The organism is Vibrio sp. D431a (genome assembly GCF_030248655.1).
GTDB lineage: Bacteria > Pseudomonadota > Gammaproteobacteria > Enterobacterales > Vibrionaceae > Vibrio > Vibrio alginolyticus.
In genome coordinates, this window is record NZ_JAHGAP010000027.1 from 230,882 (window position 1) to 256,027 (window position 25,146).

Sequence of the window (25,146 nt, forward strand, 5' to 3'; positions counted from 1 at the left end):
GGTGCGAGTATAGCGAATTGCTCCCATAAAAAAAGCACCTCATGTGAGGTGCTTTTGAATTGTACATTTCTGATTATGCCGGTTCTTGGAAGATCACTTCGTCCGCTTTCTTGGTGTATTGATCCATTTTATGGAAGTTCAAGTAGCGGTACGTATCCGTTGCCGTAGCGTCGATTTGCTTCGCGTATTCTAGGTATTCTTCTTTGGTTGGAATCTTACCTAGGATTGCACCTACTGCAGCTAGCTCAGCTGACGATAGGTAAACATTCGCCCCAGTACCCAGACGGTTCGGGAAGTTACGCGTTGAAGTCGACATTACTGTTGATTTATCTGCAACACGCGCTTGGTTACCCATACAAAGTGAACACCCTGGCGTTTCAATACGAACCCCTGCACGTCCGAAGATACCGTAGTAGCCTTCTTCAATCAGTTGGTCTTTATCCATCTTTGTTGGTGGCGCTACCCAAAGGCGCGTTGCTAACTGGCCATTGAACTTATCAAGCAATTTACCTGCTGCGCGGAAGTGACCGATGTTCGTCATACAAGAACCGATGAACACTTCATCAATCGCTGTGCCTTGTACTTCAGACAACAAACGAGCGTCATCTGGGTCATTCGGTGCACATAGTACTGGCTCATTGATTTCAGCCATATCGATTTCAATCACATGTGCGTATTCAGCGTCTTTATCTGCTTGCATCAACTCAGGGTTTGCTAGCCATTCTTGCATTGCAGTAATGCGGCGCTCGATAGTACGGCGATCACCGTAGCCTTCAGAGATCATCCACTTCAGCATCACGATGTTAGAGTTTAAGTACTCTTCGATCGACTCTTGAGACAATTTCACAGTACAACCTGCCGCCGAACGCTCTGCAGATGCATCAGAAAGCTCAAATGCTTGCTCAACCGTTAGCGTTTCTAAGCCTTCAATCTCAAGGATACGGCCAGAAAATTCGTTGATCTTGCCCGCTTTCTCTACCGTTAGTAGACCTTGCTGAATCGCGTAGTAAGGGATGGCATGAACAAGATCACGCAGTGTAATACCCGGTTGCATTTCACCTTTAAAACGAACCAAGATTGACTCTGGCATGTCTAGCGGCATAACGCCTGTCGCAGCTGCAAAGGCAACCAAGCCCGAGCCTGCTGGGAATGAAATACCCAGAGGGAAACGAGTATGTGAGTCACCACCCGTACCGACAGTATCCGGTAGTAGCATACGGTTCAGCCATGAGTGGATAATACCGTCACCAGGACGAAGAGATACACCACCGCGGTTCATAATAAAGTCCGGAAGTGTATGGTGAGTGTTAACGTCTACTGGTTTTGGATAAGCCGATGTGTGACAGAAAGACTGCATGACAAGATCAGCAGAGAAGCCGAGACACGCCAAGTCTTTAAGTTCATCACGAGTCATAGGGCCTGTAGTATCTTGCGAACCTACTGTCGTCATTTTCGGCTCACAGTAGGTTCCAGGACGGATGCCTTCTACGCCACATGCTTTACCAACCATTTTCTGTGCAAGCGTGTAGCCTTTACCAGAATCTGCGATTTCACCAGGTTTGCGGAATACGTCCGAAGGCTCAAGACCTAGAGACTGGCGCGCTTTGTCTGTCAAACCACGACCGATGATCAATGGGATACGACCACCAGCACGAACTTCATCAATCAGTACTTCTGTTTTTAGCGAGAACTCAGCTAGAACCTCACCAGTTTCGTGGTTGCAAACTTTACCTTCATATGGGTAAACATCGATAACATCGCCCATGTTGAGCTTAGTTACGTCAACTTCGATTGGTAGTGCGCCAGCATCTTCCATTGTGTTAAAGAAGATAGGGGCAATTTTGCCACCAAGCACATACCCACCAGCTCGTTTGTTTGGAACGTAAGGGATATCATCACCCATAAACCAAAGCACTGAGTTGGTTGCAGATTTACGTGAAGAGCCAGTACCAACAACATCACCAACGTAAACCAATTGATGACCTTTGTCTTTTAACTCTTCAATTTGCTTGATCGGGCCAATAGTACCCGGTTGATCAGGGTTTATTCCTTCACGCTCGTTTTTAAGCATCGCCAGTGCGTGTACTGGGATATCAGGACGAGACCAAGCGTCAGGTGCAGGTGAAAGGTCATCCGTGTTCGTTTCACCTGTTACTTTAAATACGGTTAGAGTGACTTTTTCTTCAAGCTTAGGCTTAGAAAGGAACCACTCAGCATCAGCCCATGATTGAAGTACTTTCTGTGCATGCGCATTGCCTGCTTTTGCTTTCTCTTCTACGTCATAGAAAGCATCAAACATTAGCAGCGTATGAGACAGCGCTTTTACTGCGATCTCTGCCAGTGCTTCATCATCCAATAGCTCAACTAGCGGTTCGATGTTGTAACCACCTTGCATAGTGCCTAGCAGTTCAGCCGCTTTTTCACGACTCACTAATGGTGATTTAACTTCACCTTTTGCTACTGCTGTTAGGAAACCCGCTTTTACATAAGCAGCTTCATCAACACCTGGAGGGATACGGTTTTCAAGTAGGTCAAGAATGACTTCTTCTTCACCTTGTGGGGGATTTTTCAGAAGTTCTACAAGTCCAGCAACTTGTTCTGCGTCTAGCGGTTTAGGAACAACTCCTTCAGCAGCACGCTCTTCGACGTGTTTACGGTAGGCTTCAAGCACGACTTTTTCCTCTCATTGCGGTTCCTCCTCTATTATTACTATTGTTAAAGTAAAGGAGTGAACATCCTTGGAAACTTGGCTCTCCATTGCCCTTGTTTTCATTCAATTATGATTGAGAAACAGCACCGTAGAGGCCAAACTGTGGGCAAAATAATAGCAAATTTAACCTTAAATTAAAATCTTATCATTTTGACCAACATAGCAACTTACGACTAAAGTTCTGCTAATTTTGACCAAATATGCCAAGTTTTTGCTTTCTCATACCCGATTAATTAAACGATGTTCCTACGATCAAATACACAGCATCCAAATCTTGCTCGGTACGACCGTATGCCAACATTATTGGTCCTATTGGTGAGTCAACACCAAAGAAGATGGAGCCAGCATTGTAAAGCGGCGCTTCGTTTAGTTTCAGATCATTATCAGACCAAACACCGCCATATTCGACCGATGCGCCCAGGTAGACTGGAGCTTCAAACAATCCGAAATCATTATCAAACCACTTATATCGGTACACCAAACTGCTGAAAAATAAGTTCTGTCCGATCAGGCTATTTCTTGGGATTCCAGATAGGCTTAAAAAGCCGCCCAACTCTCTGGGATCAAGCGGTAAAGATGAGTTTTTACTCTCTACAAAACTATATTCAGCATGTCCGACTAAAGTATGACGCTGATGACTCACTGCACCTTTAAATCGTGCAGAGATTTCATAAACGGTATCTTCAATAATTTTGTCAGTTTCTAAAAGGCTAACGCCTTGAGGACTTTGATCATGAGACACTAAATATTCGAGATCGACTAAAAGCCCACGAGTCGGAAATGCGAAATCATCAAGTGTATCTAGGCGATAATTGGCAAACAGGCCACGACGTTCAAAATCCAATTTACCAGCAGAAGCCAAAGTAGAAAGCTCAATATCTCCGGTTGAGTAGCGAGCGCCAAATCGAAGTTCTTGCCACAATGTGGGTTGGATACCTATCGCTAACTCTGTTGTAAAATCATCGTAAGTGACCGGAAAAAAGTCATTTACTGACTCTAAATCTGGTGCTTGAGGCTCTGTTAAAGGTAAGTTTCGGCTCTCACTACCATAGGAAATTCGCCCCGATACAAAAAGTTCTTGGCTAGATAAAACAGGGGAATACAACTCAGCTTCAATCAGCTTATCCGTGCCCATTTCTACGTTGAACGCCAACTCCGCGCCATGAGAGTTTAAATTGGTAAAGTTGGTCGATATTCCTATGCCGTACTGGCTATCTGTATCGAAGTCATCTTCAAGAAAAAATCGGAAGTTGAGATAATTAGGCCCCCACGACTTCTCGTTAACATCAAAAACCAACAATGTCTCACCATCAACCTCTTCAAAGTGATAAGTGATGAGCTCGAACCGATCTAACGCGTAGAGGTTTTCAACGGCTTTCTCAATTTCGGCCGTTGAAATACGACGTCCGGTTTCTAGTTCAATACGATTCGTCAACAACACATCGCTGTAGTGCGTATTATTAACAATCACTATGTCATCAACCACACGCTGATCGCCATAAATCAAAGTTTTACGAACTTCTTGTTTGCGATCGATGTATTTTTGATAGTCCGCATTGGACAAGCGCAACCCTTTCAGCTTGTCTTTTAACTGCTTGGTAATATCGTACCCAGCTTGAAAAGCCCAAGGCATTTTGTCGAACTCGACAGTTTCCATGGTGCCCACATTGGGACGAATATAGATATCTTGAGGTTCAAGCTCGTCCACTTGCTGTTGTGTACTACGACGAACGAGATAGTTAGAGAGTTGGTCCGCGACAGTAAACAGCCCCGTAAATTCATCTTCGGTTTTGTAATCGGTGCTAATATCGACGGCAATAACGACATCAGCCCCCATGGCGCGAGCCACATCGACAGGCATGTTATTGACGACACCGCCATCAACAAGCATATGGCCATTGAGCTTATAAGGAGGAAGCGCTCCTGGTACAGACATGCTAGCCATCATGGCGTCCACAAGGTAACCATTGCCCAGTACGACTTCTTCTAGGGCAAGAATATCAGTCGCAACAGAACGATAAGGAATGGCAAGATCATCAAAAGAATCGAATCGCCCTAAGTTCCCTGTAGTCTCACGCAATACTCGCAACATGTTCTGGCCTTGCACCACACCCGTTGGTGCTCGTACCTCACCGAACCTTAAGCCGAGATCGGTATTAATTTGATAGCGGTCTTCATACTCTTTGTCACGAACTCGACGTTGGCTACGGTCAACACGATCTCGATAACCGCTGCCCCAATCGACGGTGTAGATAAAACTCTCGATTTCATCAGCACTCATACCCGTGGCATAAAGCCCACCCACATAGGCGCCCATACTGGTACCGGTCACAATATCCACAGGGATCTGCATTTCTTCCAATGCTTTTAAAACTCCAATGTGTGCCGCCCCTTTCGCTCCGCCACCAGCGAGCACAACCGCCACCTTTGGTCGAGGTTCCAAGTCATCCGTTTTTGTTAGAGAGTTTGCGAGGGAAACAGAAGGAGTGATCATCAAAAAGGTACTACCCCAAAGCGCAAAGTTGCGAACCGATGGGCTTGATAACAGCTTTTTGAACATTCACTTCTTCCTTTATTGAATATCTGATCAAGTAGGGCGTGCTAGCAGTACTGTACTAACACGCCCTAATATGTACTAAGAATTAATCAGATAAACAAGCTAATGTTGTTGATTTGGCGATGCTACCAATCAAATATGCTATTTAACCAGTTTGATTTCTTCTCACACTGTTGCTTTATCTGACCGGTTTTATCCCAAATCGGCAGTTTGTAATCACTACGGCAGTTCATTTCTAAACCTCCATCAGATGTAGGCTTGAACCCTAATGTGGTGATTTCTCTTGGCCATGGGAGCTCTAAACGCTCAGGAATACGCTGCTTCAAGTACTCTGCGTACACTCGTAATGCACCACTCGACCCCGTTAGATTCACGGGTTTATTATCGTCGCGGCCTAGCCAAATTGTCGTCACCTCACGACCATCAACACCGACAAACCAACTATCGCGGTTGTCATTACTGGTACCCGTTTTTCCTGCCAATGCAGCCCAACCAAACTGGCTTTGTAAGAAGCGGCCAGTGCCTTGAGCAACCCCTTGTTTCATCGCGTAGGTCGTTAGCCATGCTGCTTGTTCATCCACGGCTCTTGATGAACGAGGCAAGGATTGATACAGCACATTACCTTCCATATCCATGACTGAGCGCAGAGCGGTCAGTTTTGCACGCTTACCTGAATTCGTCAGAGTCTGATACATCTGTGCGACTTCGAATGGCGTCAAAGAAAACGAACCCAAAAACATCGAAGGCACTGGGCGAATTTCGTCTTTGTTCACGCCCAAACGCTCTAAAGTATTGGAGACTTCAGGAATGCCAAGTGCCATACCTAAGCGCACGGTTGGTACGTTAAGTGATTTCGCTAAAGCAATGTAAAGTGGCACATCACCACGATATTTTCTATCGTAGTTGCGCGGCGTCCACACGTTACCTTTACTGCTCTTCAGACTTAACGGCGTGTCGTGTAGCGTCGTGCCTAGGTTGTATTTATCCGGTTGTTCTAGAGCCGTTAAGTAAATCGCTGGTTTCACTAAAGAACCAATTGGACGACTGGCATTGAGCGCGCGGTTAAAGCCTTCATAACCGACACGTTTACCACCAACCATCGCACGGATTTCACCACTATGGCGATCAACGGCCACAGCAGCGGCTTCTAACTCTTTACCACCCCGTTTAGCTAGTTCTGGGATCTTTTTCGCGATAGCTTGTTCCATTTTGCTTTGCGATACTGGGTCCAGAGACGTAAATACGCGCAGTCCGGTCTCTGCTTTAAATCGCTCCCCAACTTTTTCTTTTAATTCAATGCTCAATTGTTGGAAATAAGCTGGCTGACGGCTCGCAATACGTGGCTTGCTTTGCGTATCGAGTGGACGACTTACAGCTTGTTCATACTGCTCTGAAGTCAACATGTTTTGCTGCATTAACAGGCGCAGAACGAGATCACGACGCTCTTTCGTTCTCTCAGGGTAACGAATTGGGTTGTAGTAAGACGGTCCTTTTACCATCCCAACTAACATCGCCAGTTGATCGATTCGCAACTCCTGAATTGGCTGCCCAAAATAGTAACGCGACGCCAAGCCAAACCCGTGGATCGCTTCACCTCCACTTTGACCTAGGTACACTTCGTTTAGGTAGGCTTCTAAAATACGATCTTTGCTGTAACGGTAATCCAAAATTAGCGCGATATACGCTTCTCGAACTTTACGCCACAGTGTTTTATCACGAGTCAAAAACAGGTTTTTTGCCAATTGCTGAGTCAGCGTACTACCACCTTGAACAGTACGACCCGCCTTAATGTTCGCAACCAATGCACGTGCAATCGCGAGCGGTGACACCCCGTCATGTTGATAAAAATCCCGGTCTTCGGTCGCAAGCAGTGCATCCACCAAAATTTCAGGGAACTGATCACGACGTAAGAAAAGGCGCTGTTCATCACGGTCTTTCTCCAGCATGCCCAACATCTTCGGTTCTAGGCGCAAGTAACCAAGGTCTCCTCGAGATTCTAAAGACTGAATACGTTGCAAACCGGAATCAGAGAAATGCAGCATAATGTGACGATCTGGCTCAGGACCATCGGCAAACTCGAATGGACGACGAATCAATTCAATCCGAGTGGAAGAAGAGGAATATTCGCCTGGGTAACGAGGTTGACTCACTTTACGGTAATTCAACACATCTAGCTCGTTGCGCAGTTCTTGGATGGTGATATTCTCACCAGGGCTTAGATTCAAGATACGGGCATAAACCACCGTTGGCAGCTCAAACAGCTGGCCTTCAAAGCGTTCTTTCACCACACTATCTAAGTAAATCCCAACAAACAGCAAAACAGCGGCAAGTGCAACGCCAGCTTTCCAGCTAAACGACCACAGAACTTTCAACCACGAACGTTTCTCGTTAGTCGGCTTTTTACTCGGCGTACGTCGAGTCTGTTTTGCGGCTCCTTTATTGGTTGTACTTTTCTTCGCTGGCGCTTTTTTCGCGCTAGGCTTCTTGCTGTCAGTCATTATTCAATTGTCTTTTTGTTTTCGTTGTTGCTACATGATTGGCAGGATCATCTGGCCAAACGTGTTTTGGGTAGCGCCCTTTCATCTCTTTTTGAACGTCTTTGTAGCTTCCGTTCCAGAAAGCCGCCAAGTCCGACGTTACTTGCAATGGACGTTGTGCCGGTGAAAGCAGTTCAAGCACCAAACGCTTGCGGCCAAGAGCCACCGTTGGGGAACCACTCTCCCCAAATACTTCTTGCATACGCACCGATAATATCGGCTCATGGCCATATTGGTAACGGATACGCTTCTTTGAACCTGTGGGCAGTTGGTAATGCTCAGGTAACCATTCATCCAGTTGTTGATTGAGTGGCCAACCTAATCGAGCATTAAGCGCTTCGACCAAGTTTATCTTGCTCAGGTCTTTAACCGAACTGACAGACGTCATGTATGGTTCTAACCACTCCTCTAATGAATCCAGCAAACTGACTTCATCAAACATTGGCCATGACTGCTCAGGTAACCATTCCACCGCACAACGAATCCGAGCTAACAAGCTCTCCGCTGCCGGTGTCCAGTTTAGACTCTGTAAGCCCTGGCGGCGGACATACGTGAGTAAAGCTTGTGTCATTTTTTCTTTGCCCGGGCTTGGCAACGGCTCGCGTTCAACGACCAGCAGACCGAGTTTTGTTTGTCGCTCAGCTATTAGGCGGCCTCTTTTTTCATCCCAGTCCACTACTTCTTCAGACGAAAATAGCGTATCAAAGGTCGTTCGCAATATATTGACATCCAATTCACATGCCGAATGAATTTGACTTGAATTAGAATGAGAACGCATTAAGTCAACGGCAACCAAATACTCACAGCCACCTAGCATGTCTTCCTGACGACATTCTGCACCATGACCATTAGCCAAAGTAAATCGCCCAAATTGATTTGTGCGCTGCTGTGCAATGCGATCTGGAAATGCCAAACTTAACACCAGCGGTAATGCATCTTCATCCACGCCTTTCAGGTCAAATACCGTATCCAATTTGTACGCCAGAGATTGAGCACGCTTGAACAACATCGACTTTTTTGGATGAGTACCAACAAGCCAACGATGCAAGCTATAAGCGATATTGGTAACATTTCTCTCTGGCTCTTCAATCAGTGCGACCGCCGCCAAAGCAGCATTTAACATCTTATCACTGTAAGATTGCGCTTTAATTAGCATCGCAGCCGCACGAGGCTCAACGCCTAGTTCATGCGCCTGTTTTCCTTCGGACGTTAATTGCCCTTTTTCCGTCAGTAGTCCCAATGACACCAATAGCTGCTTCGCTTGTTCCAATGACGCATTAGCGGGAACATCAAGCCACTTTAGATCGTGGATATCACTCGCTCCCCAAAAGGCAAGCTCCATAACTAAACTAGCTAAATCGGAATGCAAAATTTCGGGTTGGGGAACCAGCGGTTGCTGCTTGAACTGGTTTTCAGAATAAAGACGAACACAAATGCCCTCTTCTATTCGTCCCGCTCGTCCTGCACGCTGAATCGCTGAAGACTGTGCAATGCGTGTTTGCTCTAAGCGTGTTAAACCGTTTTTCAAATCAAAGCGGGCAACACGCTCTAACCCAGAATCAACGACGAGGCGAATGCCTTCAATCGTTAGTGAAGTTTCTGCAATGTTGGTCGCTAGAACGACTTTACGCTTACCTTGTTCTGCTGGCGTAATCGCTTTTTGTTGTTCTGCAAAACTCAGTTGACCATAAAGTGGGCATACGTCGATATCATCCGCTAAATGAGACAACCGCTCTTCAACTTGTTTTATGGCACCAACACCCGGTAGGAAAGCTAACAAAGATCCAGACTCTTTGTTCATAAGACTTTCTATTGTTTTTGCCATACTCGTAGGTAAATGCTCGTTCACACCTAACGGCTGGTAGCGCATTGCCACATCAAAGCTCCGCCCTTCAGATTCAATGTAACTGGCTTCCGGCAACAACGATTGTAATGCTTGTTGGTCAAGCGTTGCCGACATTACCACCAGCTTGAGATCGTCTCGCAATGCCTCTTGAACTTCTAAACTGAATGCCAAAGCGGTATCAGCATGAATGCTGCGTTCATGAAACTCATCAAAGATCAGTAGATCAACCCCATCCAGTTCAGGGTCAGTTTGAATCATCCGAGTCATGATCCCTTCGGTTACGATCTCCAGCTGCGTTGCTGAGCTTACCTTTGCCTCACCACGGACTCGATAACCCACGCGTTGACCAACTTGTTCTCCCAATTGCTCAGCAAGATAACGGGCAATGTTACGCGCCGCGAGTCGTCTTGGCTCAAGCATGATGATTTTTCCAGCAACCGAATGATTTAAGAGTAACTGCAAAGGGAAGTAAGTCGACTTACCGGCACCAGGCGCCGCTTTTACGATCACTTGATGTTGATTTTTGACCGCCGTCAGCAACTCAGGCATCACGGCTTCAATCGGCAATTGTGACAAAGGAAATACCTTATGGTGTAATGATGGCAACATTGTACATAAAAAATTTTTTGTCTAAATAAGCAAATGCATTTCACACCCGCTTTAGAGTCCGCCACTCTACTCAAACGCTATAAACGCTTTCTTGCCGATATCGAGCTCGATACTGGTGAAATCCGTACAATCCACTGCGCAAATACAGGTGCAATGACGGGTTGTGCAACACCCGGAAACAAAGTTTGGTTTTCTACTTCCGACAACCCGAAACGAAAATACCCCAATAGTTGGGAGTTGAGTGAGACCGAACAAGGCCACCGTATTTGCATCAACACCGCGCGTGCCAATCAATTAGCCGTAGAGGCTATTGAAAATAATGTCATTTCAGAGCTTTATGGTTATGACACACTTCAAACTGAGGTGAAATACGGTAATGAAAATAGCCGAATTGATATCTTGCTCAGCGCAGACGACAAGCCAAAGTGCTATATAGAAGTGAAAAGCGTCACTCTTCTTGATGAGACCGACTCTACTGGACAAGGATACTTCCCAGATGCGGTCACGACTCGGGGACAAAAACACCTGAGAGAGCTCACAGAAATGGCACAAAATGGAAGTAGGGCCATACTTTTATTCACTGTTTTACATTCAGGTATTGAAAAAGTATCCGCGGCGCACCATATAGACGCGAAATATTCACTATTACTCAAACAAGCACAAGACGCTGGAGTGGAAGTTCTCTGCTACAAAGCTGAACTGAGCGATACTGGAATGAAGCTGATTTCCGCTATTGATTTTATCAATTAAGAGAAAAAATGATGTCGTCTTCACATTGACGATAACTTTGCGATTCAGTATTTGCTTGCACCGCCTCTTTTTGCTATAGATACCCGCCTTAAATTGACTGCGTAGCAGTTGACTAGGTGTAAGTAGGAGATGCTGTATGCCAGAATCAAAGAAGAAAACGATAGGCATCCTAGCCATTGCCGGCGTGGAGCCATATCAGGAAAAACCTGGTGAAGAGTACATGTCACCAGAGCAGGTTGAACACTTTACGAAAATCTTAACAGCTTGGCGCGACCAGCTAAGAGCTGAAGTGGATCGTACTGTTCACCACATGCAGGACGAAGCAGCAAACTTCCCAGATCCAGTTGACCGCGCCTCTCAAGAGGAGGAGTTCAGCCTAGAACTGCGTAACCGTGACCGCGAACGCCGTTTGATCAAGAAGATTGAAAAGACTTTGGATAAAATCAAAGAAGACGATTTTGGCTTCTGTGAGTCTTGTGGCGTAGAGATTGGCGTTCGCCGTCTTGAAGCACGTCCAACCGCTGACCTTTGTATTGACTGTAAAACACTTGCAGAAATCAAAGAGAAGCAAATGCAAGGTTAATCACCCAGCATTATGATTGTTGAAGGGAGCTCAGGCTCCCTTTTTGTTTTGGCTATCTTCGCACCCTATTTGTTTACTAAATTCGAGATACACGCATGACACGCTATGTAGGTCGATTCGCCCCATCTCCTTCTGGTCCACTGCATTTTGGTTCACTGATTGCCGCTCTTGGCAGTTATTTTCAAGCGAAAGCACAAAACGGAGCTTGGTTAGTACGTATTGAGGACTTAGACCCACCAAGAGAAATGCCAGGTGCAGCGCAACTTATCCTAGAGGCACTCAAGGCCTATCAGCTGCATTGGGATGGAGAAGTGGTATACCAGAGCGAACGTCACGACCTTTACCAAGCTCAAATAAACAAATGGCTCGAAAATGGAGAAGCCTATTATTGCCAATGTACTCGTAAGCAAATTAAAGAGCATGGCGGTTTTTATCCTGGCACTTGCCGCGATAAAAACTTGAAAGAAGGCGCGATTCGCCTAAAAATGACCAAGTCTGTCGCTCATTTCCTCGACCAAAAGCGGGGAACCATTACTATTCCAGAGCAACTCGTTAATGAAGATTTCATTATTAAACGTCGAGATGGATTATTTGCTTATAATCTTGCGGTAGTATTGGACGACATCGACCAAGGCGTCACAGAAGTCGTGCGAGGTGCAGACTTAATCGAGCCGACAGGGCGTCAAATTAGCCTGTACCAAATACTTGGTCAGCCTGAAGTTAGCTACTTGCATTTACCATTGGCGATGGACAACAACGGCAATAAATTGTCGAAACAAAATCACGCGACGGCTATTGATATAGATACACCAAAACCTACTCTATTGCGCGCCATGACATTTTTAGGTTTCGAGATACCTGAAACCGTAAGGGCGGCCAACATAGAAGATATTCTTCGTTGGGGCTGCGAAAACTGGCGGTTGGAACAGCTTCCAGCAGAGATCGAGATCACACCGTGATTCTCAAATGGCATTGTGTAGGCTATCATTAGCCGCAAATTAGGCCCTAGAGGCGTATAAAACTAACCAAAGCAAGATTGGATTAAACCCAGTTATTGCCAGATGCACATGAATACAAACGACTATACACCAAGCGAACCTGCCACAATTCCAGAGCTCGCTCTCAATGTAATAACTCGTGAAGAGCACAACATTTCGCGTAAGCAGATCAGTGATAATGCGCTGAAGGTACTGTACCGCCTAAATGGTGCTGGTTTCGATGCTTTTCTTGTGGGTGGCGGGGTTCGAGACTTACTGCTTGGACAAAAACCAAAAGATTTTGACATTGCGACCAACGCAACGCCGGAACAGATCAAACAGCTATTTCGTAACTGCCGTTTGATTGGTCGCCGCTTCCGCTTGGCTCATATTATGTTTGGCCGAGACATCATTGAGGTTGCGACATTCCGTGGTCACCACCAAGAGCAAAAGAATAAGAGCATTTCTCAGCAATCAAAAGAGGGTATGCTGCTGCGTGACAACGTCTACGGCACCATCGATGAAGATGCTGAGCGCCGTGATTTCACGATTAACTCGATGTACTACAACATCGCAGATTACTCGATTCACGACTACGCACGTGGTATTGAAGATTTAGAAGATCGCCTAATTCGACTTATTGGTGATCCAGAAACACGCTACCGTGAAGACCCTGTGCGCATGCTGCGTGCGGTTCGTTTCGCGGTAAAACTAGACTTTGATATTGAAGAAGACACCGCAGCGCCAATCGAACACATGGCACCGTTGCTCGGTGACATTCCGTCAGCGCGTCTTTTTGAAGAGTCACTCAAATTATTGCAATCCGGTCATGGCTTAGAAACCTACCACCTACTGCGTGAGTACAACCTATTCCAGCAACTATTCCCGACGATTGCAGCGCACTTTACAGAAGATTACTCCTCTCACACTGAGCAGATGTTGGATCTTGTCCTAGATTCTACCGACATGCGCATCGAAGATGGGAAACGCATCAATCCAGCATTTATGTTTGCTGCAATGCTGTGGTACCCACTGTGTGCGAAAGCCGATGAACTGATGGAAGAGCGCAACTTAGGCCATTACGACGCCATTATGGAAGCGAGCAACATCATTCTTGACGAGCAAGTTCGCACAATTGCCATTCCAAGACGCCACACCGCAACCATTCGCGAGATTTGGCAGTTACAGCTTCGTCTTCCACGACGTAACGGTAAACGCGCATTCCGTCTTATGGAGCTCAATAAATTTAGAGCTGGCTTTGATTTTCTTGAAATGCGCGGTGAAATTGAAGGTGGTGACACTCAGAAGCTTGCCAAGTGGTGGGAAACTTTTCAAAATGCAGGCCGAGAAATGCGTCAAGCAATGGCTGCCGACTTAGACGGTCAATCACCGAAAACAGGCCAGCGCCGCCGTAAAACTTATCGCAAGAAAAAGAGTAAGCCCAAATCATGATTACAGCGTACATTGCGGTAGGCAGTAACTTGGCTGATCCTGTCAGCCAAGCGAAGCAAGCGATTGAAGCATTAAAAACGCTGCCTAAATCAGAGTTTGTTCAAGCTTCTTCGCTATACAGCAGCACGCCAATGGGGCCACAAAACCAACCGGATTACATCAATGCGGTTGTGTCTATTAACACCAGTTTGACGCCTATTGAATTGCTCAATTGCACACAAGCTATAGAGCAAGAACAAGGGCGTGTCCGTAAAGACGAACGCTGGGGACCAAGAACCTTGGACCTCGACATTGTGCTTTATGGCAATGAGGTGATTAATTCCGAGAGGCTGATCGTTCCTCATTATGGAATGAAAGAGCGTGAATTCGTACTCTACCCTCTTGCGGAAATTGCACCAAGTTTACAACTCCCTGATGGGACCGAGGTCTCTAAACTACTGGAACAAGTAGATAGAAACGGCCTCAGTATCTGGCAGTCATAGCCAACTCCTAGTAAGGATAAAACCATGAAAAAAATGACCATCAACGACCTAATCAAGTGGAAGCAAGAAGGTCGTAAATTTGCTACTTCAACCGCTTATGATGCGAGCTTTGCCCAACTGTTTGAAAGCCAAGAAATGCCAGTACTTCTTGTCGGTGATTCTCTAGGTATGGTTTTGCAAGGTCACAACGATACTCTACCAGTAACGGTCGATGATATCGCTTACCATACTCGTTGCGTACGCGCTGGTAGCCCAAATTGTTTGTTGATGGCAGACATGCCATTCATGAGCTACACCACCCCAGAGCAAGCTTGCGAAAATGCGGCTAAACTGATGCGTGCTGGTGCCAATATGGTAAAAATTGAAGGTGGTGACTGGCTTGTCGACACGGTGAAAATGCTCACTGAACGATCAGTTCCAGTTTGTGCTCATCTTGGTTTAACTCCTCAAGCTGTTAATATTTTTGGTGGTTACAAAATCCAAGGTCGCGATCAAGAAAAAGCAGACCGCATGGTAAAAGACGCATTAGCACTGCAAGAAGCAGGCGCTCAAATCGTCTTACTAGAATGCGTACCAGCTGAGCTTGCTGAACGTATTACGCAAGTGCTTGACGTTCCTGTTATCGGTATTGGTGCAGGTAACGTAACAGATGGTCAAATTCTCGTAATGCATGATATGTTTGGTATTTCTGCCAACTACATGCCGAAATTCTCCAAAAACTTTCTTGCTGAAACAGGTGATATGCGCAAAGCCGTTACTAAATACATTGAAGATGTAGCCAACGGTGTATTCCCAGACGACGCTCATACCATTGCCTAGAGGATAAATGCATGCAAACTTTTGCGGAAATCTCAGCAGTTCGTGAACACCTTAAAACCTTTAAACGTGAAGGTCGTAAAGTGGCGTTTGTCCCTACCATGGGCAACCTTCACGAAGGCCACTTAACTTTAGTGCGTAAAGCACGCGAATACGCTGATATCGTTGTCGTAAGCATCTTTGTTAATCCGATGCAGTTTGATCGTGCAGACGATTTAAATAATTACCCACGCACGCTAGAGGAAGACTTAAGCAAGTTAACCTCTGAAGGGGTCGATGTGGTATTTACGCCAACACCAGAAGTTATCTACCCTGAAGGTCTGGATAAGCAAACCTTCGTCGATGTCCCTGGCCTATCAACAATTCTCGAAGGCGCGTCTCGACCAGGTCATTTCCGTGGCGTGACGACGATTGTGAATAAGCTGTTTAACATCGTACAACCGGATGTCGCGTGCTTCGGCGAGAAGGACTTCCAACAACTTGCTGTTATCCGCAAGATGGTTGATGACCTAGCAATGGACATTGAAATCATCGGTGTACCAACCGTACGTGAAATGGACGGTTTAGCAATGAGTTCACGCAATGGCTTGCTTACGCTGGACGAGCGTCAACGTGCGCCTGTACTTGCTCGTACAATGCGTTGGATCAGCAGTGCCATTCGCGGTGGCCGCGATGACTACGCATCGATCATCGAAGATGCAAGCGACCAACTTCGAGCTGCAGGTCTGCACCCTGATGAGATCTTCATTCGTGATGCTCGTACATTACAAGTGATCACACCAGAAACGACACAAGCTGTCATTCTGATGTCTGCGTTCCTAGGCAAGGCTCGTCTTATCGATAACCAAACGGTAGATATGGTTGTCGAAGCGAAGGAAGAAGCTGAATCTAACAATACAAACTCAGAGAGCGCAGAGTAAGCTCTGAGTCATAAAAGTAAAAAGGTCGACTCTTAGTCGACCTTTTTTATACTCTACGTATAGACGCAATCTAACCCTTCAGGGCGAGTTTTAAACCGCTTGTGCAGCCACATCCACGCTGGAATATCACGTTTTATCATTTTCTCAAGCTCTTGGTTCAAGATGCTTGCCGCTTTAACCGCATTACGTCTCTCGAAACGCTCGCTAATGTCTTTTCCAATGTACAGCGTGTAATGGTGATTTTTACTCACTGTAACGCCAGATATAACCGCGCACTTTGTTGCATCAATGAGAACACTAGACCCGACTGTACTCGCCGCTTGTTCAACAGCAAAAAACGGCGCAAAAACAGAATGGCTAACGCCATAATCATGGTCGGGCAAATACCAAAGTCGATGACCACTCTTCAGAACTTTGAGCATTGATTTCACGTCTTTTCGATCAATCATTTGATGTCCAAAACGAGTTCGACCTCGATGTTGAATAAACTCATAAGCAGGATTCGAATTTGGGCGATAAACGCCATAGCCTTGGGCAAACTGGCTAAAAATACGAGCGGTTATCTCCAAGTTTAAATGGTGACTGCACACCACCAACACACCACGTCCATTCTTTTCCTCAGCGAGTAAACGATCTTTTCCAACAATAGAGGTTATCCGACGTATCCGCCAATCTGGCCAAAACCAAGCGATACCGGTTTCGATGATCGCCATACCAGTATATTGAAAGTTTTTTCGTACTACGTCCTTACATTGCCAATCCGTAAAATCAGGGAAACACAGCTGGAGATTACGCAGAGCGATCTTGTATCGGCGCTTCATTACATGCATCGCAATACAGCCGATGCTTCTACCTAAGATTCGCAATACTACGTATGGCAGTACATTAACAAGAATCGCTAAAGATCCAAATGCCAACCATACAGACCAATATTTGGGCTTAAGTAACTGATAGGAGAAAGGCGGCGGCGGGACAATATTCATAGGATCACTCATTTATTACAAATGATTGAAACCTACCATGATAAAAACCGAAAAATTGTAAGGGTATGTATTGTTATGCACGCGAAAGAGCAGCGTGAATCGCCGCTCTTTGCTTTATGAGAATGGCTTAGCTTCTTAGCCCAATCCCTTTGGTTACTAGATAATGCGCAATGGCATACAGTGCAACAACAAATACTGCAAGTACACTAAATGAAGTGACAATGCCCACATCCGAGACACCTAAAAAGCCGTAGCGGAACGCATTCACCATGTAGACGATTGGGTTGATCTTAGAAACGCCTTGCCAAAATTCAGGCAGCAGACTAATCGAATAAAAGACTCCTCCCAAGTAAGTTAAAGGAGTCAATACAAACGTAGGGATGATCGAAATATCGTCAAACGTTTTTGCGTAAACCGCATTGATCAAGCCACCGAGAGCAAATACCACCGACGTCATGAAGACAGTCGCGACAATAATGCCCCAGTGCTCCACTTGCAAATCAACGAACAAAAGTGACACACAAGTAACAATTGCACCGACCAACAAACCTCGAGTCACGCCGCCCATCACGTAGCCAGCAATAATCACATAGTTTGGTACCGGTGCCACCAGCAGTTCTTCAATGTTCTTCTGTAGCTTTGCACTAAAGAATGACGACGCCACGTTCGAGTATGAGTTGGTGATCACCGACATCATGATCAAACCTGGAACAATGTACTCCATGTAACTAAAGCCGCTCATCTCACCAATTCGAGAGCCAATAAGATTGCCGAAAATGATGAAGTACAACGTCATCGTAATGGCTGGCGGCACTAAGGTTTGCACCCAAATACGTGTAAAGCGAGTGACTTCTTTGCTCAGCAAGCTGCGAAATGCCGTCCAATATAAACCGTACATTTAATTACTCCCCTCTCTTACAATGCTGACAAACAACTCTTCAAGTCGGTTGGCTTTGTTACGCATTGAGAGAACTTTAATGCCATGCTCTGTTAACTGACTGAATACCGAATTCAATCCTTGGCTTTTATCTAGTTCTATCTCTAAAGAGCCATCAACAATACTTTGTCGATTAACACCTTCAAGCTCAGGCACCTCGACTTCTGACTCAATATCCAAGATAAATGTCTCGACGCTTAGCTTACCTAGTAACGCCTTCATGGTGGTATTTTCAATCAGCTCACCACGATTAATAATGCCGATATTTCGACACAGCATCTCCGCTTCTTCTAGGTAGTGTGTCGTTAAAATAATCGTAATTCCTTGCTCTTGGTTGATCTCTTTCAGAAACCCCCACATTGAGCGGCGTAGTTCAATATCCACTCCAGCCGTTGGTTCATCTAAAATGAGTAATTGCGGCTCGTGCATCAAAGCTCTTGCGATCATTAAACGACGCTTCATCCCACCGGATAGGTTACGAGCACGCTCTTGGCGTTTTTCCCATAAATCCAATTTTTTCAGGTATTTTTCTGCTCTTTCTTTGGCTAATACTTTAGACACACCGTAATAGCCAGCTTGCTGCATCACAATTTGCTCAACGGTTTCAAACTGGTTGAAGTTGAACTCCTGTGGCACCAAGCCTAAATTCTGCTTGGCCAATTCGAGGTCGGTATCAATGTCATAACCGAAAACTTTCGTCGTTCCGGAGGTTTTATTCACTAAGGAGGAAATGATGCCAATCGTGGTCGATTTTCCTGCACCATTGGGACCCAGAAGCGCGTAGAAGTCACCCTTTTTCACTTGGAGACTTATACCTTTTAACGCCTCAAAGCCACCTGCATACGTCTTGCGCAATTGTTCAATTTCTAATGCGTACATAAGGTCTTGATTGCCGTTTGTTTGTGATTACTAATACCGACTCATATTTAGCAGCGGTTTACTACAAAATCGCCTTGGGTATCGTACTGGAGGTCCATCAGTTTATCGTTGAATAACGATGATTACAAATAAACCTTTCGATAATATTGGAAATATAACCCTTACCTCGTAAAGGTTATCTCTAAGTAAGACAAAATAGAGCATAAAAAAACGCAACAGGAAACTGTTGCGTTTTTAACTGTCAGAATGATTACGCCGTTATGCGCTGATACTGGTCTGCCTCAACATGTGCCACCGCCGCATTCAATGCTTCGTAACGGAATTGGTACATATTTTCATCCGGGACAAGGTCAATCACATGGAATTTCTCTAGCTGTTCTCGTGTTCGCTCATTCGGGCATAATAAATACACGGCACAATTGGCATCGAGAGCATCCTTAATCGCATTCTCTAACGCCAAACCGACGGTTACATCAATCATTGGTACATCCGTAAGATCGAGAATCATCACGTCATAGTCCGAAATACTAGAGTGCTGACGTGAAATGGCTTTAGAAACACTAAAGATCATCGGACCGGAAAGATAAAAGAACAGCACTTTACCATTAGCACGATCCAACAAACCACGCTCGCTGTCAGTCAGCGGCACATCATCTTCATCCGCGTCGCTGATCGCTTTTACTTGTCGCGCCTGCTCTCGGCTCAAACGCTCGATGATGATAATGTTCGAGATAAAGACGCCTAAACCCACCGCAACGATAAGATCAACGAATACTGTAAGCAACATAACGCCATACATCACCGCCATTCCGGAAAAGCTTACCTTATGTGCCCTCTGAATAAAGCTCCAGTCTAGGATGTTAAAGCCAACATACACCGCAATGCCTGCTAACACAGCCATCGGGATTGGCTCTGTTAATCCGCCAGCAACCAGTACAACCAACGCCAACATTAGTGCACGAATCACACCAGATAATGGCGAACGAGCCCCAACTTGGATATTCGTTACCGTCCCCATGGTAGCCCCCGCCCCCGGCAGCGCACCAAACAAGCCTGAGATCATGTTAGCTAACCCTTGACCTCGCAGCTCTTTATCTGAGTCGTGTTCTTTACGAGTTAATGAGTCACCGATAACCGCCGTTAACAAAGTATCAATACAACCTAATGTGCCTAGCACTAATGCATCAATGACCATCTCGACAAACATATCTGTGTCAATATAAGGGGCGACGAGAGAAGGTAACCCAGCAGGAATTTCACCGATACGACGAATATCTTCTGTATCAAAGAGAATCACAGACAATAAAGTCACCGCGACCAATGCCACGAGCTGTGCAGGAACGTATTTACGATATTGCTTAGGGAAGAAAAAAAGAATCCCCAAAGTCAGTAGTCCCAAAAACAACTCACTGAACTTAAGGTTAGAAATGGTCTCCGGCAAAGCAGATAACGTTCCGAGTACTCCCCCTGAAGGCGCAGCATGCCCCATCAAAGGAGATAACTGTAGAATGATAAGAATCACACCAATGCCAGACATAAACCCGGAAATAACGCTATAAGGCATCAAGGTAACGTATTTACCCAGTTTTAACGTCCCCAATAGGATTTGGAACGCGCCAGCCATCATGACAACCGTGAAAGTCATAGCCATGCCCGTTTCTGGGTATTTCGCCATCATACTGGTTAATACTGCGGTCATGATTACCGTCATTGGCCCTGTCGGTTCTGATATTAACGTATTAGAACCACCAAATAACGAGGCAAACAAACCGACCATTATTGCCCCCCAAAGGCCGGCCTCAGCACCGGCTCCGGATGCAACACCAAACGCTAACGCCAGAGGGAGAGAGATAATCGCTGTGGTTACCCCGCCAAATACATCCCCTTTGAAATTGATATCTTCAAAACGACTACCGAACACTGCTGATTTTCCCTGCATTCAATTTTAAAAAGTAAAATATCACTACTTTAACGAGCTAGGCGAAAATTTAAACCATAAATAGATTAAGGCTAAATTCGCACCACAAATAGTTTCACCAGATTTTACTTTTTTCTTAATGAAAACTAGTCAGATGAGTCCTATCTGACGAATATTTAACGAGATCGAAATTGTAACATTGTGTATAGTTACAACACTGATCGCTTGCATGTGCACACAAACAGCGGCAGCGATTTTGTCTTTTAAGGGAAGTAGTTTGCAAAATGCCGGAAATAAAACAGTTATTTGAAAACAATTCGAAATGGTCTCAAGAGATCAAATCTGATCGACCTGAATACTTCGCAAAACTCGCTGAGGGGCAAAAGCCTGATTTTCTTTGGATTGGCTGCTCTGATAGCCGCGTTCCTGCCGAGCGACTAACCGGGCTATACTCAGGTGAACTCTTTGTTCATCGGAATGTTGCAAACCAAGTTATCCATACTGATCTCAACTGTCTATCGGTCGTCCAGTACGCTGTAGACGTTCTTAAGGTTAAACACATCATTGTCTGTGGACACTATGGATGTGGTGGCGTAAACGCAGCCATTGATAACCCTAAGCTAGGTCTTATTAATAATTGGCTGTTACATATCAGAGATATCTATTTCAAACACCGCACTTACCTAGATCAAATGCCGCAACAAGATCGAGCGGATAAACTAGGCGAGCTTAATGTTGCAGAGCAAGTGTACAACTTGGGTAACTCAACCATCCTGCAAAACGCTTGGGAGCGTGGGCAAGATGTTGAAATTCATGGTGTGGTATACGGAATTGAAGATGGTCGCTTAGAGTACTTAGGCATTCGTTCTAACTCTAAGGAAACCGTAGAAGCGTCTTACCAGAAAGCTCTTTCGACGATTCTAAATACAGACAACAAGCTGCTTTGTCGCTAAGTCATACCTAAAAACTGGACAAAAAACGCCCATCTTAGATGGGCGTTTTTTTATATTTTTAATGCTGAACTCAATGATTATTCTTGAGGTACAACTTTACCGATGTATGGTAAGTGGCGGTATTTCTGCGCGTAATCAATACCCACCCCAACGACAAATTCATCTGGAATTTCGAAACCAATCCAATCCACAGGAACATTCACTTCACGACGAGATGGCTTATCTAGGAGCGTACAAATCGCGATAGACTTCGGCTCACGTAGCGAAAGAATCTCACGGATTTTATTTAGTGTGTTACCAGTGTCAATGATGTCTTCAACAAGCAGAATATCTTTACCTTTGATGTCATCATCCAAATCTTTCAAGATACGAACGTCACGTGAGCTTTCCATCGTATTGCCGTAGCTTGACGCAGTCATAAAATCAACTTGGTGAGTCAGTTCGATAGCACGTGCCAAGTCTGCCATAAATACAAATGAGCCTCGCAATAAGCCTACCAACACAAGATCTTCACTACCTTGATAACGCTCTGTAATTTGTTTGCCTAATTCACGAACTCGCTCCTGAACTTCTTGCTCAGAAATCATGACTTCTATTGTATGTTTCATACTGTGCTCAATCTAAATTTGTGGGTTGAGGTAAGTCGCACGCAAACGATCACCTAATCTTACGGCGTGTAGTGTATCACCACGTTCATTGGGTTGAAAGTCACATCCTGTTGCCAAAAAATCTTGGAAGAAGGTCTTAGTTTTATAAAGTTCATAGCTAAATTTATCAATAATAATGACATTACTGTATATAAATTGTTCTACAGATGTTGACCTTGTGCATATGCACCATTACACTCATCACTGCTTTAAGCAACTATTAAAATAATCAATTAGGGGGTTACCCCCAATATCAACTCAAATGGCAAGGAAAATGGATATGGACTCAATTGCAAAGAGACCTAGAACTAGGCTTTCTCCAATTAAGCGTAAGCAACAGTTAATGGAAATCGCATTGGAAGTATTTGCGCGCCGCGGCATCGGTCGTGGTGGTCACGCAGATATCGCAGAAATTGCTCAAGTTTCTGTGGCGACTGTTTTTAACTACTTCCCTACACGCGAAGACTTGGTGGATGAAGTTCTCAATCACGTCGTACGTCAGTTCTCAAACTTCCTATCGGATAACATAGACCTAGACTTACATGCACGTGAAAACATCGCCAATATTACTAATGCGATGATCGAGCTTGTCAGCCAAGACTGTCACTGGCTAAAAGTATGGTTCGAGTGGAGTGCTTCAACACGTGATGAAGTATGGCCATTGTTTGTTTCAACTAACCGTACTAACCAGTTGCTGGTACAAAACATGTTCATTAAAGCAATTGAACGCGGTGAGGTGTGTGACCAGCACGATTCAGAACACTTGGCAAACCTGTTCCACGGTATTTGTTACTCACTGTTTGTCCAAGCGAACCGCGCTAAAGGTGAAGCGGAACTGAAACATCTAGTGAATTCATACTTAGATATGCTTTGCATTTACAACCGTGAACACTAAAGCTTAACTAGTAATATATGTCAGCCCACCGTTTGGTGGGCTTTTTATTGTCTGCTGTCAGCTAAGCACACATTTATATTCCTATGTAACAAGCATAAAAAAACCGCTGCAATGCAGCGGCTTCTATCATTCAGTCAGAAAAAGCTTACTTCTTCTTAACTGCTTTTTTGTTTGGCAGGTCAGTGATTGAACCTTCAAATACTTCAGCAGCTAGACCTACAGACTCGTGTAGAGTTGGGTGAGCGTGGATAGTCAGAGCGATATCTTCTGCATCACAGCCCATCTCAATTGCAAGGCCGATTTCACCAAGTAGTTCACCACCGTTAGTACCAACGATAGCACCACCGATTACGCGGTGAGTTTCTTTGTCGAAGATTAGCTTAGTCATACCGTCTGCACAGTCAGATGCGATTGCACGACCTGATGCTGCCCATGGGAATGTTGCTACTTCGTACTTGATGCCTTCTTCTTTCGCTTCTTTTTCAGTCTTACCAACCCAAGCCACTTCTGGCTCAGTGTACGCAATTGAAGGGATAACTTTAGGGTCAAAGTAGTGCTTCTTACCAGAGATAACTTCAGCAGCTACGTGACCTTCATGCACACCTTTGTGAGCAAGCATTGGTTGACCAACGATATCACCGATCGCGAAGATGTGAGGAACGTTAGTACGCATTTGCTTATCAACGTTGATGAAGCCGCGCTCGTCAATTTCTAAACCCGCTTTTTCACCGTCGATTAGCTTACCATTTGGTACACGACCGATAGCAACTAGAACCGCATCGTAACGCTCAGCTTCAGCTGGCGCTTTCTTGCCTTCCATTGAAACGTAGATACCGTCTTCTTTTGCTTCAACTGCTGTTACTTTCGTTTCTAACATTAGCTTGAACTTGTCTTTGATACGCTTAGTAAATACTTTCACGATATCTTTGTCTGCTGCAGGAATTACCTGGTCAAACATTTCAACAACTTCAACTTTAGAACCTAGAGAGTGGTAAACCGTACCCATTTCTAGACCGATGATACCACCGCCCATGATAAGCAGTTTTTCTGGCACTTCTTTTAGTTCAAGAGCGTCAGTAGAGTCCCAAATACGTGGGTCTTCATGCGGGATAAATGGCAGTTTGATTGGACGAGAACCAGCCGCAACGATTGCGTTGTCAAAGTTAACAACTGTTGGCTCACCTTCGCCTTCTACAAGGATAGAGTTAGGGCCAGTGAACTTACCGTAACCGTTAACTACTGTTACGTTACGCATCTTAGCCATACCGCTTAGGCCGCCAGTTAGTTGGTTAACAACTTTTTCTTTCCAGATGCGGATTTTGCTGATGTCTGTTTGAGGCTCACCGAACACAACGCCGTGGTCAGCCATCGCTTTCGCTTCTTCAATTACTTTAGAAACGTGAAGCAGTGCTTTAGATGGGATACAACCCACGTTCAGACATACACCGCCAAGCGTGCTGTAACGTTCAACTAGTACAGTTTCAAGACCTAAGTCCGCACAACGGAATGCAGCGGAGTAACCAGCAGGACCAGAACCAAGTACAACAACTTGGGCTTTAATTTCTTTGCTCATTTTGACCTCTTGTAGTCATTATCCCTAACAGGCTGAGTGGGTATCGATTTTTTATGTTTAAGAGAGATTTGTTTTAAACAGTTATTTTCAGACCGCTAACAGTTTACAGAGATGTTAATGGT

General features: G+C 45.1%; 19 protein-coding genes. 9 read left to right on the plus strand and 10 right to left on the minus strand.

Translation table 11 applies throughout. The features are described 5' to 3' along the window. Positions 1-73: 73 nt before the first annotated feature. The 4 genes from acnB to hrpB all read right to left on the minus strand — a co-directional run bounded on the left by acnB (position 74) and on the right by hrpB (position 10,226). Entirely contained in the window at positions 74-2,671 is a 2,598-nt protein-coding gene (gene acnB / locus KJB35_RS22420; RefSeq protein WP_005380009.1) for a bifunctional aconitate hydratase 2/2-methylisocitrate dehydratase, read from the minus strand. 268 nt (positions 2,672-2,939) lie between these two features. After that, positions 2,940-5,270 (minus strand): patatin-like phospholipase family protein, encoded by a 2,331-nt coding sequence (locus KJB35_RS22425; RefSeq protein WP_268207487.1) that lies wholly within the window; start codon positions 5,268-5,270, stop codon positions 2,940-2,942. 122 nt (positions 5,271-5,392) lie between these two features. Beyond that, positions 5,393-7,765 (minus strand): penicillin-binding protein 1B, encoded by a 2,373-nt coding sequence (gene mrcB / locus KJB35_RS22430; protein ID WP_130545021.1) that lies wholly within the window; start codon positions 7,763-7,765, stop codon positions 5,393-5,395. Next, complete coding sequence (gene hrpB / locus KJB35_RS22435; RefSeq protein WP_186584666.1) at positions 7,758-10,226, minus strand: ATP-dependent helicase HrpB; 2,469 nt, start codon at positions 10,224-10,226, stop codon at positions 7,758-7,760. The genes mrcB and hrpB overlap by 8 nt, the downstream gene beginning before the upstream one ends. 66 nt (positions 10,227-10,292) lie before the next feature. On the opposite strand from hrpB, the gene sfsA reads away from it, so the two are divergent. The 7 genes from sfsA to panC all read left to right on the plus strand — a co-directional run bounded on the left by sfsA (position 10,293) and on the right by panC (position 16,239). Continuing rightward, a complete protein-coding gene (sfsA, locus tag KJB35_RS22440; RefSeq protein WP_005380023.1) occupies positions 10,293-11,009 on the plus strand; it encodes a DNA/RNA nuclease SfsA in 717 nt (238 codons plus the stop codon). Between the two features lie 136 nt (positions 11,010-11,145). Then, positions 11,146-11,592 carry an RNA polymerase-binding protein DksA gene (gene dksA, locus KJB35_RS22445; RefSeq protein WP_005386584.1) on the plus strand — a complete coding sequence of 149 codons (447 nt, stop codon included), beginning with the start codon at positions 11,146-11,148 and terminating at the stop codon, positions 11,590-11,592. 95 nt (positions 11,593-11,687) lie between these two features. Next, entirely contained in the window at positions 11,688-12,551 is an 864-nt protein-coding gene (gene gluQRS, locus KJB35_RS22450) for a tRNA glutamyl-Q(34) synthetase GluQRS (RefSeq protein ID WP_149192419.1), read from the plus strand. 102 nt (positions 12,552-12,653) lie between these two features. Further along, on the plus strand, positions 12,654-14,021 hold the full coding sequence (gene pcnB / locus KJB35_RS22455; RefSeq protein ID WP_005386589.1) for a polynucleotide adenylyltransferase PcnB: 1,368 nt from the start codon (positions 12,654-12,656) through the stop codon (positions 14,019-14,021). After that, positions 14,018-14,503 (plus strand): 2-amino-4-hydroxy-6-hydroxymethyldihydropteridine diphosphokinase, encoded by a 486-nt coding sequence (folK, locus tag KJB35_RS22460; protein ID WP_005380007.1) that lies wholly within the window; start codon positions 14,018-14,020, stop codon positions 14,501-14,503. The genes pcnB and folK overlap by 4 nt, the downstream gene beginning before the upstream one ends. Positions 14,504-14,527: 24 nt before the next feature. Next, positions 14,528-15,322, plus strand: a complete 795-nt coding sequence (gene panB / locus KJB35_RS22465) for a 3-methyl-2-oxobutanoate hydroxymethyltransferase (RefSeq protein ID WP_005386592.1) — start codon at positions 14,528-14,530, stop codon at positions 15,320-15,322. Positions 15,323-15,333: 11 nt separating this feature from the next. Next, positions 15,334-16,239, plus strand: a complete 906-nt coding sequence (panC, locus tag KJB35_RS22470) for a pantoate--beta-alanine ligase (protein WP_005380005.1) — start codon at positions 15,334-15,336, stop codon at positions 16,237-16,239. Positions 16,240-16,292: 53 nt separating this feature from the next. Here the strand turns inward: panC and KJB35_RS22475 are convergent, their stop codons facing one another. The 4 genes from KJB35_RS22475 to KJB35_RS22490 all read right to left on the minus strand — a co-directional run bounded on the left by KJB35_RS22475 (position 16,293) and on the right by KJB35_RS22490 (position 20,959). Then, positions 16,293-17,222 (minus strand): Kdo(2)-lipid IV(A) acyltransferase, encoded by a 930-nt coding sequence (locus tag KJB35_RS22475; RefSeq protein WP_149192420.1) that lies wholly within the window; start codon positions 17,220-17,222, stop codon positions 16,293-16,295. Positions 17,223-17,349: 127 nt separating this feature from the next. Next, a complete protein-coding gene (locus KJB35_RS22480) occupies positions 17,350-18,120 on the minus strand; it encodes an ABC transporter permease (RefSeq protein WP_005386598.1) in 771 nt (256 codons plus the stop codon). Continuing rightward, positions 18,121-19,038, minus strand: a complete 918-nt coding sequence (locus KJB35_RS22485) for an ABC transporter ATP-binding protein (RefSeq protein WP_005380000.1) — start codon at positions 19,036-19,038, stop codon at positions 18,121-18,123. Positions 19,039-19,288: 250 nt separating this feature from the next. Next, positions 19,289-20,959 (minus strand): SulP family inorganic anion transporter, encoded by a 1,671-nt coding sequence (locus KJB35_RS22490; RefSeq protein ID WP_005379997.1) that lies wholly within the window; start codon positions 20,957-20,959, stop codon positions 19,289-19,291. A 281-nt stretch (positions 20,960-21,240) separates the two neighbouring features. Between KJB35_RS22490 and can the strand changes: the two genes are divergently transcribed. Then, a complete protein-coding gene (gene can, locus KJB35_RS22495; protein WP_005379996.1) occupies positions 21,241-21,909 on the plus strand; it encodes a carbonate dehydratase in 669 nt (222 codons plus the stop codon). A gap of 77 nt (positions 21,910-21,986) precedes the next feature. Here can and hpt read toward each other — a convergent pair whose 3' ends face one another. Then, complete coding sequence (gene hpt, locus KJB35_RS22500; RefSeq protein ID WP_005379995.1) at positions 21,987-22,517, minus strand: hypoxanthine phosphoribosyltransferase; 531 nt, start codon at positions 22,515-22,517, stop codon at positions 21,987-21,989. Between the two features lie 319 nt (positions 22,518-22,836). Between hpt and opaR the strand changes: the two genes are divergently transcribed. Further along, the gene (gene opaR, locus KJB35_RS22505) at positions 22,837-23,451 is read left to right on the plus strand and encodes a transcriptional regulator OpaR (RefSeq protein WP_005379994.1); all 615 of its coding nucleotides are present in this window, start codon (positions 22,837-22,839) and stop codon (positions 23,449-23,451) included. A 145-nt stretch (positions 23,452-23,596) separates the two neighbouring features. Here the strand turns inward: opaR and lpdA are convergent, their stop codons facing one another. After that, positions 23,597-25,024 carry a dihydrolipoyl dehydrogenase gene (gene lpdA / locus KJB35_RS22510; RefSeq protein ID WP_005379993.1) on the minus strand — a complete coding sequence of 476 codons (1,428 nt, stop codon included), beginning with the start codon at positions 25,022-25,024 and terminating at the stop codon, positions 23,597-23,599. Between the last annotated feature and the right edge of the window lie 122 nt (positions 25,025-25,146).